The 14,147-nt window shown below is 58.3% G+C and carries 9 protein-coding genes; 8 read left to right on the forward strand and 1 reads right to left on the reverse strand.

Translation table 11 applies throughout. From position 1 onward, the window contains the following. Positions 1–84 precede the first annotated feature (84 nt). From rpoB to ACR0AG_RS21665, 4 genes are all read left to right on the forward strand, one after another. The gene (gene rpoB, locus ACR0AG_RS21650; RefSeq protein ID WP_480842658.1) at positions 85–4,221 is read left to right on the forward strand and encodes a DNA-directed RNA polymerase subunit beta; all 4,137 of its coding nucleotides are present in this window, start codon (positions 85–87) and stop codon (positions 4,219–4,221) included. Between the two features lie 5 nt (positions 4,222–4,226). Then, a complete protein-coding gene (locus ACR0AG_RS21655; protein ID WP_480842660.1) occupies positions 4,227–4,568 on the forward strand; it encodes a hypothetical protein in 342 nt (113 codons plus the stop codon). Continuing rightward, entirely contained in the window at positions 4,565–8,806 is a 4,242-nt protein-coding gene (gene rpoC, locus ACR0AG_RS21660; protein ID WP_480842662.1) for a DNA-directed RNA polymerase subunit beta', read from the forward strand. The genes ACR0AG_RS21655 and rpoC overlap by 4 nt, the downstream gene beginning before the upstream one ends. A gap of 159 nt (positions 8,807–8,965) precedes the next feature. Further along, complete coding sequence (locus tag ACR0AG_RS21665) at positions 8,966–9,844, forward strand: DMT family transporter (RefSeq protein ID WP_480842664.1); 879 nt, start codon at positions 8,966–8,968, stop codon at positions 9,842–9,844. On the opposite strand, the gene ACR0AG_RS21670 is transcribed toward ACR0AG_RS21665, so the two are convergent. Then, a complete protein-coding gene (locus tag ACR0AG_RS21670; protein WP_480842666.1) occupies positions 9,845–10,621 on the reverse strand; it encodes a putative rhamnosyl transferase in 777 nt (258 codons plus the stop codon). It lies immediately after the preceding gene. Positions 10,622–11,002: 381 nt separating this feature from the next. On the opposite strand from ACR0AG_RS21670, the gene rpsL reads away from it, so the two are divergent. From rpsL to ACR0AG_RS21690, 4 genes are all read left to right on the forward strand, one after another. Then, positions 11,003–11,374 carry a 30S ribosomal protein S12 gene (gene rpsL / locus ACR0AG_RS21675; RefSeq protein WP_005621086.1) on the forward strand — a complete coding sequence of 124 codons (372 nt, stop codon included), beginning with the start codon at positions 11,003–11,005 and terminating at the stop codon, positions 11,372–11,374. Positions 11,375–11,389: 15 nt separating this feature from the next. Further along, on the forward strand, positions 11,390–11,860 hold the full coding sequence (gene rpsG / locus ACR0AG_RS21680) for a 30S ribosomal protein S7 (RefSeq protein WP_010441203.1): 471 nt from the start codon (positions 11,390–11,392) through the stop codon (positions 11,858–11,860). An 18-nt stretch (positions 11,861–11,878) separates the two neighbouring features. Then, a complete protein-coding gene (fusA, locus tag ACR0AG_RS21685; RefSeq protein ID WP_480842668.1) occupies positions 11,879–13,996 on the forward strand; it encodes an elongation factor G in 2,118 nt (705 codons plus the stop codon). Positions 13,997–14,056: 60 nt separating this feature from the next. Then, a partial coding sequence (locus tag ACR0AG_RS21690) for a GTP-binding protein (protein ID WP_215675807.1) occupies positions 14,057–14,147 on the forward strand: 91 nt, incomplete at its 3' end.

Genomic DNA, 14,147 nt, shown 5'->3' on the forward strand with positions numbered 1-14,147 from the left:
CCGGGCGTGTCGTCTCGATTGTGCAAGATGCCGGGGCCCGACGGTGTCTTTGCCCGCTGAGAACATCGAAAGGTGACATCTGACATGGCTCAAACGTTCCTTGGCCAGAAACGTCTTCGTAAATATTACGGCAAAATCCGCGAAGTTTTGGAAATGCCGAACCTCATTGAGGTGCAAAAATCTTCTTATGATCTTTTCCTGCGCTCCGGCGATGCAGAACAGCCCACCGACGGCGAAGGCATCAATGGTGTGTTCCAGTCGGTTTTCCCGATCAAGGATTTCAGCGAAACCTCTGTTCTGGAGTTCGTGAAATACGATCTGGAAAAACCCAAATATGACGTCGAAGAGTGCATGCAGCGCGACATGACCTACAGCGCGCCGCTCAAGGTCACGCTGCGTCTGATCGTGTTTGATGTCGATGAGGACACCGGCGCGAAATCGGTCAAAGACATCAAGGAACAGGATGTGTTCATGGGCGATATGCCCCTGATGACGCCGAACGGGACGTTCATCGTGAACGGGACCGAGCGTGTGATCGTCAGCCAGATGCACCGCTCGCCCGGTGTGTTCTTTGACCATGACAAGGGCAAGACCCATTCTTCGGGCAAGCTGCTGTTTGCCTGCCGCATCATCCCGTATCGCGGCAGCTGGCTGGACTTTGAGTTCGACGCCAAAGACATCGTGTTCGCCCGTATCGACCGTCGCCGCAAATTGCCTGTGACCACCCTGCTCTATGCGCTGGGTCTGGACCAGGAAGCGATCATGGACGCGTATTACAACACCGTGTCCTACAAGCTGGACAAGAAGAAAGGCTGGGTCACGCCGTTCTTCCCCGAGCGTGTACGTGGCACCCGTCCGACCTATGACCTGGTTGACGCGAAATCCGGTGAAGTGATTGCCGAGGCGGGCAAGAAAGTTACCCCGCGCGCGGTCAAAAAGCTGATCGACGAAGGCAGCGTTACCGATCTGCTGGTGCCTTTCGATCACATCGTCGGTAAATATGTTGCGAAAGACATCATCAACGAAGAAACCGGTGCGATCTATGTCGAGGCCGGGGATGAGTTGACGCTGGAATATGACAAAGACGGCGACCTGATCGGCGGTACTGCGAAGGAACTCATCGACGCGGGCATCACCGATATTCCGGTTCTGGACATCGACAACGTCAATGTCGGTCCCTACATGCGCAACACCATGGCGCAGGACAAGAACATGAACCGCGAAAGCGCGCTCATGGACATCTACCGCGTCATGCGTCCGGGCGAGCCGCCCACCGTCGAGGCCGCTTCGGCCCTGTTCGACACGCTGTTCTTCGACAGCGAGCGTTATGACCTGTCCGCCGTTGGCCGGGTGAAGATGAACATGCGTCTGGCGCTGGACAAGCCCGACACCCAGCGTACGCTGGATCGCGAGGACATCGTGGCCTGCATCAAGGCCCTGGTCGAGCTGCGCGACGGCAAAGGCGACGTGGACGATATCGACCACCTCGGCAACCGCCGTGTCCGTTCGGTCGGCGAACTGATGGAAAACCAGTACCGCGTCGGCCTGCTTCGTATGGAGCGCGCGATCAAAGAGCGTATGTCGTCGGTCGAGATCGACACCGTCATGCCGCAGGATCTGATCAACGCGAAACCGGCTGCGGCTGCTGTTCGTGAATTCTTTGGCTCCTCGCAGCTGTCGCAGTTCATGGACCAGACCAACCCGCTGTCGGAAGTCACTCACAAACGCCGTCTCTCGGCGCTTGGCCCCGGTGGTCTGACGCGCGAGCGTGCGGGCTTTGAGGTGCGCGACGTTCACCCGACCCACTATGGCCGGATGTGCCCGATTGAAACGCCCGAAGGTCCGAACATCGGTCTGATCAACTCGCTGGCCACCTTTGCCCGCGTGAACAAGTATGGCTTTATCGAAACACCGTATCGCGTTGTCAAAGACGCCGAGGTGACCGATGAGGTTCACTACATGTCCGCGACCGAGGAAATGCGTCACACCGTGGCGCAGGCGAACGCGACGCTGGATGCGGATGGCAAGTTCATCAACGATCTGGTTTCGACCCGTCAGGCCGGTGACTACACCCTCGCCCCGCGCGAGAATGTGGACCTGATCGACGTGTCGCCGAAACAGCTGGTCTCGGTCGCTGCATCGCTGATCCCGTTCCTTGAAAATGACGACGCCAACCGCGCTCTGATGGGCTCGAACATGCAACGTCAGGCGGTTCCGCTGCTGCGGGCCGAGGCACCGCTGGTCGGTACCGGGATCGAGGAAAAAGTTGCGATCGACTCGGGTGCTGCGATCCAGGCGAAGCGCGCAGGTATTATCGACCAGGTCGATGCACAGCGTATCGTTATCCGCGCCACCGAAGATCTGGAACTGGGCGACGCTGGCGTTGACATCTATCGTCTGCGCAAATTCCAGCGGTCGAACCAGAACACCTGCATCAACCAGCGTCCGCTGATCAAGGTGGGTGACACCGTCCAGAAGGGCGAGGTCATTGCCGATGGTCCGTCGACCGATATGGGTGAACTGGCCCTAGGTAAGAACGTGGTCGTCGCGTTCATGCCGTGGAACGGTTACAACTACGAAGACTCGATTCTAATCTCGGAACGTATCGCGCGTGACGACGTCTTTACCTCGGTCCATATCGAGGAATTCGAAGTCGCCGCCCGTGACACCAAGCTGGGCCCGGAAGAGATCACCCGAGACATCCCGAACGTCGGTGAAGAAGCGCTGCGCAACCTCGACGAGGCGGGCATCGTTTACATCGGCGCGGATGTTGAGCCGGGCGATATTCTGGTCGGCAAGATCACTCCGAAGGGCGAAAGCCCGATGACCCCGGAAGAAAAGCTGCTGCGCGCCATCTTTGGTGAAAAAGCATCTGACGTGCGCGACACCTCGCTGCGCGTGAAGCCGGGCGATTACGGTACGGTCGTCGAGGTCCGTGTCTTCAACCGTCACGGCGTTGAAAAAGACGAGCGTGCGTTGCAGATCGAGCGTGAGGAAGTCGAACGTCTGGCCCGTGACCGGGACGACGAGCTGGCGATCCTTGACCGCAACATCTATGCGCGTCTGCAAGGCCTGATCCTGGGCAAAACCGCTGTCAAAGGCCCGAAAGGCGTCAAGGCAGGGTCGGTGATTACCGAGGATCTGCTGGAAACCCTGACCCGTGGTCAGTGGTGGCAGCTGGCGCTGGAAGGTGAGCAGGACGCACAGATCGTTGAGGCTCTAAACGAGCAGTACGAAGTGCAAAAGCGTGCTCTGGACGCCCGTTTCGAAGACAAGGTCGAAAAAGTCCGCCGTGGCGACGACCTGCCGCCGGGTGTGATGAAGATGGTCAAAGTCTTCATCGCCGTGAAGCGCAAGCTGCAGCCGGGCGATAAGATGGCCGGTCGTCACGGGAACAAAGGTGTGATCTCCAAGGTTGTTCCGATGGAAGACATGCCGTTCCTGGCCGATGGTACTCCGGTCGACTTCTGTCTGAACCCGCTGGGTGTGCCTTCGCGTATGAACGTGGGGCAAATCCTTGAGACCCACATGGGTTGGGCCGCGCGCGGTCTGGGTCTGAACATCGATGAGGCACTGGGTGAATACCGCCGCTCCGGCGACCTGACCCCGGTGCGCGAAGCGATGAAGCTGGCCTATGGCGAGAATGTCTACGAAGAAGGCATCACCGGTCTGGACGAGGATGGCCTGATCGAGGCTGCGGGCAACGTGACCCGCGGTGTTCCGATCGCAACCCCCGTCTTTGACGGTGCTAAAGAGGCTGACGTCAACGACGCGCTGGTGCGTGCGGGCTTCTCGGAAAGCGGTCAGTCGGTTCTGTTCGACGGTCGGACCGGTGAGCAATTCGCGCGTCCGGTGACCGTGGGCATCAAGTACCTGCTGAAACTGCACCACCTGGTGGACGACAAGATCCACGCGCGTTCGACCGGGCCGTACAGCCTGGTGACCCAGCAGCCGTTGGGTGGTAAGGCGCAGTTCGGTGGTCAGCGCTTTGGTGAGATGGAGGTCTGGGCATTGGAAGCTTACGGCGCCGCCTACACCCTGCAGGAAATGCTCACCGTGAAATCGGATGACGTCGCCGGCCGGACCAAGGTCTATGAGTCGATCGTCAAGGGCGAGGATAACTTTGAAGCGGGCGTACCGGAATCGTTCAACGTTCTGGTGAAAGAAGTCCGTGGCCTCGGCCTGAATATGGAACTCCTGGATGCGGAGGTTGATGAGTGAGAGCTATGGTAGCAATAGCTATCTCACCGGTTGCTTTGAGTGCCTGCCAAGTGATTGGCGGGTACGCAGCTTATGATGCCTCAACGGGCAAATACTACGCTGTATCTGAGTCTCATGCGACAAGCCAAAATGGCATGTTGTGCCCAACCGACGAAGGTAACTTCGTATTTTATTGGGGTGACGAACCGGTGGAAACTCCTCCAATCCGCAAGAACCTAAAACGTATCGACGTTCCCATGTTTGAAGAGCCGCGCGTGGGTCGCGTCACTGACGAAACAATCAAGTGGCGCGCATACCGCCGTGGCACATTCTACGAATGCCCGGAACTTGGAAAGGAAATCCAATGAACCAGGAAATCACCAACAACCCGTTCAACCCGCTGACGCCCCCGAAGGTTTTCGACGAGATCAAGGTCTCGTTGGCGTCGCCCGAGCGGATTCTGTCTTGGTCCTATGGCGAGATCAAGAAACCCGAAACCATCAACTACCGGACGTTCAAGCCTGAACGTGACGGTCTGTTCTGCGCACGTATCTTTGGCCCGATCAAAGACTACGAATGTCTGTGCGGCAAATATAAGCGGATGAAGTATCGCGGCGTTGTCTGCGAAAAGTGCGGTGTGGAAGTCACCCTGCAGAAAGTCCGCCGCGAGCGTATGGGCCACATCGAACTGGCAGCACCCGTTGCACACATCTGGTTCCTGAAATCGCTGCCGTCCCGCATCGGTCTGATGCTGGACATGACGCTGCGCGATCTGGAACGCGTTCTGTACTTTGAAAACTACGTCGTCATCGAGCCCGGTCTGACCGACCTGACCTACGGCCAGATGCTGACCGAAGAAGAGTACATGGATGCGCAGGATGCCTATGGCATGGACGCGTTCACCGCGAATATCGGTGCCGAAGCCATCCGTGAGATGTTGGCCCAGATCGATCTGGAAGCCGAAGCCGAGCAGCTGCGCGCTGATCTGGCCGAAGCAACTGGCGAGTTGAAGCCCAAGAAAATCATCAAGCGTCTGAAGGTTGTCGAGTCCTTCCTCGAGTCGGGCAACCGGCCCGAATGGATGGTGATGACCGTAATCCCGGTCATTCCGCCGGAACTGCGTCCGCTGGTTCCGTTGGATGGTGGCCGTTTCGCGACCTCGGATCTGAACGATCTGTACCGCCGCGTCATCAACCGGAACAACCGTCTGAAGCGACTGATCGAGCTGCGCGCGCCTGACATCATCGTCCGCAACGAAAAGCGGATGTTGCAGGAATCCGTGGATGCCTTGTTCGACAACGGCCGTCGTGGCCGCGTGATCACCGGCGCCAACAAGCGTCCGCTGAAATCGCTGTCGGACATGCTGAAAGGCAAGCAGGGCCGCTTCCGCCAGAACCTTCTGGGGAAACGCGTCGACTTCTCGGGCCGTTCGGTCATTGTGACCGGTCCGGAGCTTAAGCTGCACCAGTGTGGCCTGCCCAAGAAGATGGCGCTGGAGCTGTTCAAGCCGTTCATCTACTCGCGCCTTGAAGCCAAGGGTCTGTCTTCGACCGTGAAACAGGCGAAGAAACTGGTCGAGAAAGAGCGTCCCGAAGTATGGGATATCCTCGACGAGGTGATCCGCGAACACCCGGTCATGCTGAACCGTGCGCCAACGCTGCACCGTCTTGGCATTCAGGCGTTCGAGCCCGTCTTGATCGAAGGTAAAGCGATCCAGCTGCACCCGCTGGTCTGTTCGGCCTTTAACGCCGACTTCGACGGGGACCAGATGGCCGTTCACGTCCCGCTGAGCCTTGAGGCCCAGTTGGAAGCCCGTGTTCTGATGATGTCGACGAACAACGTTCTGTCGCCTGCAAACGGTGCGCCGATTATCGTTCCGTCGCAGGATATGATCCTGGGTCTCTACTATGTGACCCTGGAGCGCGAAGGCATGCCGGGTGAAGGCAAGATCTTTGGTTCGATCGACGAAGTTCAGCACGCGCTGGACGCCGGTGAGGTGCATCTGCACTCGAAAATCACCGCGCGGATCACGCAGATCGACGATGAGGGCAACGAAGTTCAGAAGCGGTTTGAAACCACGCCGGGCCGTGTGCGCCTGGGTGCTCTGTTGCCGATGAACAACAAGGCCCCGTTCGAGCTGGTCAACCGTCTGCTGCGCAAGAAAGAAGTGCAGCAGGTCATCGACACCGTCTACCGTTATTGCGGTCAGAAAGAGTCGGTCATCTTCTGTGACCAGATCATGTCGATGGGCTTCAAAGAGGCATTCAAGGCGGGTATCTCGTTCGGTAAGGACGATATGGTCATCCCGAACGACAAGTGGGGCATCGTCGATGACACCCGCGGTCAGGTGAAGGACTTTGAACAGCAGTACATGGACGGCCTGATCACTCAGGGCGAAAAGTACAACAAAGTTGTCGATGCCTGGTCGAAGTGTAACGACCGCGTCACCGACGCGATGATGAGCACGATCTCGGACGTCGCCAAGGCCGAAGACGGGTCGGATCAGGAACCGAACTCGGTCTACATGATGGCTCACTCGGGCGCGCGTGGCTCGGTCACTCAGATGAAACAGCTGGGCGGTATGCGCGGTCTGATGGCCAAGCCGAACGGTGACATCATCGAGACGCCGATCATCTCGAACTTTAAAGAGGGTCTGACCGTTCTTGAGTACTTCAACTCGACTCACGGTGCCCGTAAGGGTCTGTCGGATACCGCGCTTAAGACGGCGAACTCGGGTTACCTGACCCGTCGTTTGGTGGACGTGGCACAAGACTGTATCGTTCGTGAGATCGACTGTGGCACCGAACGTGCGATCACCGCCGAAGCCGCCGTGAACGACGGTGAGGTTGTCGCCTCGCTGGCGGAACGCGTGCTGGGCCGAGTGGCTGCAGACGATGTTCTGCGTCCGGGCACCGATGAGGTGATCGTGGCCGCGGGTCAGCTGATCGATGAACGTATGGCCGACACCATTGACGAGGCCGGTGTTCAGTCAATGCGTATCCGCTCGCCTCTGACCTGTGAGTCCGAGGAAGGCGTTTGTGCCACCTGCTACGGTCGTGACCTTGCGCGCGGTACTATGGTGAACACCGGCGAAGCTGTCGGCATCATCGCCGCGCAGTCCATCGGTGAACCCGGTACGCAGCTGACGATGCGGACCTTCCACATCGGTGGTGTTGCGCAAGGTGGTCAGCAGTCGTTCCAGGAAGCCAGCCAGGAAGGTGTCGTTTCCTTCGAGAACCCGCAGATTCTGGTTAATGCCGCAGGCGAAAGCCTGGTCATGGGCCGGAACATGAAGCTGGTGATCAAGGACGAACACGGTGAAGAGCGCGCCAGCCACAAGCTGGGCTATGGCTCGAAACTGTTCGTCAAGGATGGCGCCAAAGTGGCCCGTGGCGACAAGCTGTTCGAGTGGGATCCCTACACCCTGCCGATCATCGCCGAAAAAGCCGGTACTGCGAAATACGTTGACCTTGTTTCGGGCCTTGCCGTCCGTGATGAGACCGACGAAGCAACCGGTATGACCCAGAAGATCGTGATCGACTGGCGCGCCGCCCCCAAAGGCAGCGACCTCAAGCCCGAGATCATTCTGGTCGGTGAAGATGGCGAGCCGGTCCGTAACGATGCGGGCAACCCGGTTCACTATCCGATGTCCGTGGATGCGATCCTGTCGGTTGAAGATGGCCAGACCATCGAAGCCGGTGACGTTGTTGCGCGTATCCCGCGTGAAGGCGCCAAGACCAAGGACATCACCGGTGGTCTGCCGCGTGTGGCCGAACTGTTCGAAGCCCGTCGTCCTAAGGATCACGCGATCATCGCAGAAGCCGATGGTTACGTGCGCTTTGGCCGCGACTACAAGAACAAGCGTCGCATCAGCATTGAACCGGCCGACGAGTCCATGGAGACCATCGAGTACATGGTGCCCAAGGGCAAGCACATCCCGGTCGCCGAAGGGGACTTCATCCAGAAGGGTGAATACCTGATGGACGGTAACCCAGCGCCGCATGACATCCTGTCCATCATGGGCGTCGAAGCGCTTGCGGATTACATGATCGACGAAGTGCAGGACGTCTATCGTCTGCAGGGCGTGAAGATCAACGACAAGCATATCGAGGTTATCGTGCGCCAGATGCTGCAGAAGTGGGAGATCCTGGATTCAGGCGACACTACCCTGCTGAAAGGCGAACATGTCGACAAGCAGGAGTTTGACGCGGCCAACGAGAAGACCCTCGACCGCGGCGGACGTCCGGCACAGGGTGAGCCGATCCTTCTGGGGATCACCAAAGCCTCGCTGCAGACGCGTTCGTTTATCTCGGCGGCGTCGTTCCAGGAAACCACCCGCGTTCTGACCGAAGCTTCGGTTCAGGGCAAGAAAGACAAGCTGGTGGGCCTGAAAGAGAACGTCATCGTCGGTCGTCTGATCCCTGCCGGTACCGGAGGGGCCACGCAAAGCGTACAGCGTGTGGCTCAGTCGCGAGACAACGTCGTGATCGAGGCACGTCGAGAAGAGGCCGAAGCCGCCGCTGCCCTGGCCGCGCCGACATTCGACGACGACATGGTGGGCGACGAGCTTGACGTTCTGGTGGAAACCCCGGAAAGCCGCGAATAATCGCTTCTAAATCAATCTGATAAGGCCCTGCAAATTGTGGGGCCTTTTCGTTTGGGCGCTGGTCTATCGGCGCACATCAATTGGTGTGTCTGGCCAGTTGACATTTCCCCGTCTGATCTGGCCAATGGGCCGATCCACCCAAATGCAGGCCAACGCTACATGACACCCAACATAAAAGGCGCGTTTTTGATGGTGGGAACCATGGCCGCCTACACGATCAATGACGCCTTCGTTAAGGTTGCCGGCCAGCATGTGCCCTTGTTTCAGCTGATTGTGATGCGGGGTGTGCTGGCCACGGCGCTGATCTATCTGCTGGCCCGTCAATTGGGGGCATTGCACTTCGGTTTCTCGCGACATGACAAGTGGTTGGTCCTGCTGCGCAGTCTCAGCGAACTGGCCGCAACGTTCTTCTTTCTGACCGCCTTGATGAACATGCCGTTGGCGAATGTCACGGCAGTGTTGCAGGCGCTACCGCTGACCGTGACTCTGGGTGCCGCCATCTTCTTTTCCGAGCGTATTGGCTGGCGTCGTATCCTGGCGATTGCCCTGGGGTTTGCGGGTATGCTGCTGATTGTCAGGCCGGGACCTGACGGGTTCAGCGTCTTTTCAATCTACGCACTGATCGCCATGATCTCGGTAACGGCCAGGGATCTGATCACGCGGCGGATGTCGGCTGAGGTGCCGTCGATGCTTGTTACACTGGCCACATCTTCTTTGATTACACTGTCCGCGCTGGTCGCGTCGCTGTTTGAAGGGTGGCAGCCTGTATCCGCCACAGACACCGCATTGATCGCAGCCGCGGCTGTATTTGTCCTCATGGGATATGCCGCCAGCGTCATGGTTATGCGCGTGGGCGAGGTGGGTTTTATCGCGCCGTTCCGATACTCCAGCCTGATCTGGGCGCTGTTACTGGGTTGGCTGGTGTTCGGAGATTGGCCGGACGCGGTCACCCTGTCTGGCGCTGCCCTGGTCGTGGCGGCGGGATTGTTCACCCTGTTCCGCGAACGCGCGGTACATGAGGCGGAAGAGGCAGAGTGACTACACCGTGATGCCAAATCGATCGGCAAAGATCGCCTTTTGGTCCGCAGTAATTGGGTCCAGTTTGCCTCGGTCTTTGACCGCTCTGGGTGAATCGTTGAAATCATTCAGCCCTCGGATCCACATGGGTTCGTCCGGATAGGTGACCACCGGCATGAACCGGCCCAAGCGCTGATGGGCAAAGTTCATGATCGTCAGATCGTTGTCGCCTTGGACGAACATGCCAAGACCGGCAGTTGTAAGAGGGCGATAGACATGAGCTGTTTTGACACCACCCGCCTGAAACTCGGCCAGATATCCCTGATTGAAGTCAACCGCAAAACACGCGCGGGATTTTGAAAAGCTTGCGCAGTCCAGCGCTGCCGCACGCAACGTGGCGACAAAATCCATGGAGATTGCATCATCGTCGTCCAGACGGAACTGAAGGCAAGGGGCAGCCGGGTCCTGTCGCGCCGCATTCAGAACGGCCTTCATTACCGAACGATGCTCATCAGGTTCTCGCGTCACGATGCGTATTTGCGGCACGCTTGCGGTCAGATCGCGCAGTTGGTCCAAGGCCGCACGGGGCAGGCAGGACCCGGTCACAATAACAAAGTCAAACGCTTCGTCGGTTTGCTTTTTCAGCCCCGGCAGAGTGACGGATTCAAACTGTCGCAACCGTTCTTCCAGCCGCTTGGGGGTATAGAGATACGCGCGGCGCTGTTCGACCGTGGCGTGTTCCACTTGAAATCCGCCAACGGCTGGGTAGGAAAAACGGCACAGGCCGATGACTTGCATGTTGGTTCCCGAAAGACTGGCTTGTTCGGATTATGGCGAAGCGGCGTTCGGGCTGCAACATCCTCGGAACAAAGATGCGCTGCACGGGCGCGCCGCCGCACCTGACGGTCAGAGGCCCAAGTGCTGTTGACACTTTTGCCGACTCCCCCTATACGCGCGTCATCTCGGTGCCGGGGGCCGCCCCAAAACCGATTCCAGTAATGAACTGGTCAAGGCCCGGACAATTTTGCCGTCCGCGCCCTCTGAGAAACAACCGCGACGTTCACCTCGGAATGGGAACGCTCGTGGGTTTTGCGCTTGTGGACGCATGAGTGCAGCGAAGTTTAACCGCACGCCGCCGCGTGCATGTCATGTGTGTTGCAAAACGGGGAAGAAACCGGAATGCCAACTATTCAGCAGCTGATCCGCAAGCCGCGGCAGCCCAAAGTAAAACGCTCGAAGTCCATGCACCTGGAGCAGTGCCCGCAGAAACGCGGCGTCTGCACCCGCGTGTACACCACCACACCGAAGAAACCGAACTCGGCTATGCGTAAGGTTGCCAAAGTGCGCCTGACCAACGGGTTCGAGGTGATCTCGTACATCCCCGGTGAAAGCCACAACCTGCAGGAACACTCGGTTGTTCTGATCCGTGGCGGCCGTGTAAAAGACCTTCCCGGTGTGCGGTATCACATCCTGCGCGGTGTTCTGGATACTCAGGGCGTCAAAGACCGCAAGCAGCGTCGTTCGAAATACGGCGCGAAGCGTCCCAAGTAAGAAGGAGAGGCTGATATGTCACGTCGTCACGCCGCCGAAAAACGCGAAGTCCTGCCTGACGCCAAATTTGGCGACAAGGTACTGACCAAATTCATGAACAACCTGATGATCGACGGCAAGAAGTCGGTCGCAGAGCGCATCGTTTACAACGCCTTTGACCGCGTTGAGAACAAGGTAAAGCGCGCTCCTGTCGAAGTGTTCCACGAAGCGCTCGACAACATCAAGCCGTCGGTCGAGGTTCGCTCGCGCCGGGTTGGTGGTGCAACCTATCAGGTTCCGGTCGAAGTGCGCCCCGAGCGCCGCGAAGCACTGGCCATCCGCTGGCTGATCACTGCTGCGCGCGGCCGCAACGAAAACACCATGGAAGAACGCCTCGCCGGCGAACTGCTGGACGCTGTACAGTCCCGCGGTACCGCCGTGAAGAAGCGCGAAGACACCCACAAGATGGCCGAGGCGAACAAAGCCTTCAGCCACTACCGTTGGTAATTCAGAGGCTTATCAAAAATGGCACGCGAATATCCGCTCGAACTGTACCGTAACTTCGGTATCATGGCGCACATCGACGCAGGTAAGACCACCTGCTCGGAGCGTATCCTGTATTACACTGGTAAATCCCACAACATCGGTGAGGTGCACGATGGTGCAGCCACCATGGACTGGATGGAGCAGGAGCAGGAACGCGGCATCACCATCACTTCGGCTGCGACCACCACCTTCTGGGAGCGCACCGAGGACGGTCAGACCGCCGATACCCCCAAGCACCGCCTGAACATCATCGACACCCCCGGCCACGTTGACTTCACCATCGAAGTTGAACGCTCGCTGGCGGTTCTCGACGGTGCCGTCTGCGTTCTGGACGCAAACGCCGGTGTTGAGCCCCAGACCGAAACCGTGTGGCGTCAGGCTGACCGCTACAAGGTTCCGCGTATGGTTTTCGTCAACAAGATGGACAAGATCGGCGCTGACTTCTTCAACTGCGTTCGCATGATCGAAGACCGCACTGGCGCACGCGCTGTTCCGGTTGGTATCCCGATCGGCGCCGAGTCCGAGCTGGAAGGTCTGATCGACCTTGTGACCATGGAAGAATGGCTGTGGCAGGGCGAAGATCTGGGCGCAAGCTGGATCAAAGCCCCCATCCGCGACAGCCTGAAAGACATGGCTGACGAATGGCGCGGCAAGATGATCGAAGCGGCCGTGGAAATGGACGACGACGCGATGATGGAATACCTGGAAGGCAATGAGCCCGACGTTCCGACCCTGCGCGCCCTGCTGCGCAAAGGTACTCTGGACATCGCGTTCGTTCCGGTTCTGGGTGGCTCGGCGTTCAAGAACAAAGGCGTTCAGCCGCTGCTCAACGCTGTGATCGACTATCTGCCCAGCCCGCTGGACGTTGTTGACTACATGGGCTTCAAACCCGGCGACGAGGAAGAAGTTCGTGACATCGCCCGTCGTGCAGACGACGACATGGCCTTCTCGGGTCTGGCGTTCAAAATCATGAACGACCCCTTCGTTGGCTCGCTGACCTTCACTCGGATCTACTCGGGCACCATGAACAAGGGTGACTCGATCCTGAACTCGACCAAAGGTAAGAAAGAGCGCATCGGTCGTATGATGATGATGCACTCGAACAACCGGGAAGAGATCGAAGAAGCGTTTGCAGGCGACATCATCGCGCTGGCGGGTCTGAAAGACACCACCACCGGTGACACCCTGTGTGACGCGAAGGATCCGGTGGTTCTGGAAACCATGACCTTCCCCGATCCGGTGATCGAGATCGCAGTTGAGCCCAAAACCAAGGGCGACCAAGAGAAAATGTCCCAGGGTCTGGCCCGTCTGGCCGCCGAAGACCCGTCCTTCCGTGTGGAAACTGATCTGGAATCCGGTCAGACCATCATGAAAGGCATGGGCGAACTTCACTTGGACATCCTGGTGGATCGTCTGAAGCGCGAGTTCAAAGTCGAGGCGAACATCGGTGCGCCGCAAGTGGCCTATCGTGAAACCATCTCGATGCCGGTCGAACACACCTACACCCACAAGAAACAGTCGGGTGGTTCGGGTCAGTTCGCGGAAGTCAAGCTGGAGATCCAGCCCACTGAGGCAGGCGAAGGCTATTCCTTTGAGTCCCGCATCGTTGGTGGTGCCGTTCCGAAGGAATACATCCCCGGTGTTGAAAAAGGCATCAACTCGGTCATGGATAGCGGCCCGCTGGCTGGTTTCCCTGTGATCGACTTCAAGGTTGCCCTGCTGGACGGTAAGTTCCACGACGTTGACTCGAGCGTTCTGGCGTTCGAAATCGCATCGCGGATGTGTATGCGTGAAGGCATGCGCAAAGCCGGCGCCAAGCTGCTGGAACCGATCATGAAGGTCGAAGTGATCACCCCGGAAGAATACACCGGCGGTATCATCGGCGACCTGACCTCGCGTCGTGGCCAGGTGTCTGGTCAGGAACCGCGCGGCAACGCCATCGCGATTGATGCGTTTGTTCCGCTGGCGAACATGTTCGGCTACATCAACACTCTGCGTTCGATGTCGTCTGGCCGCGCCCAGTTCACCATGCAGTTCGATCATTACGATCCGGTTCCGCAGAACATCTCGGACGAGATTCAGGCAAAATTCGCATAAGCGACGATTTGAGGGAGCGCGCGTGACGCGCTCCCTTCATTACCGAAAAAGGAGGCCATCATGGCAAAGGAAAAGTTTGAGCGTACAAAGCCGCACGTTAACATTGGCACGATTGGCCACGTTGACCACGGGAAGACGACGCTGACGGCAG

The sequence above is a fragment of the Ruegeria sp. H6 genome, from assembly GCF_056532975.1.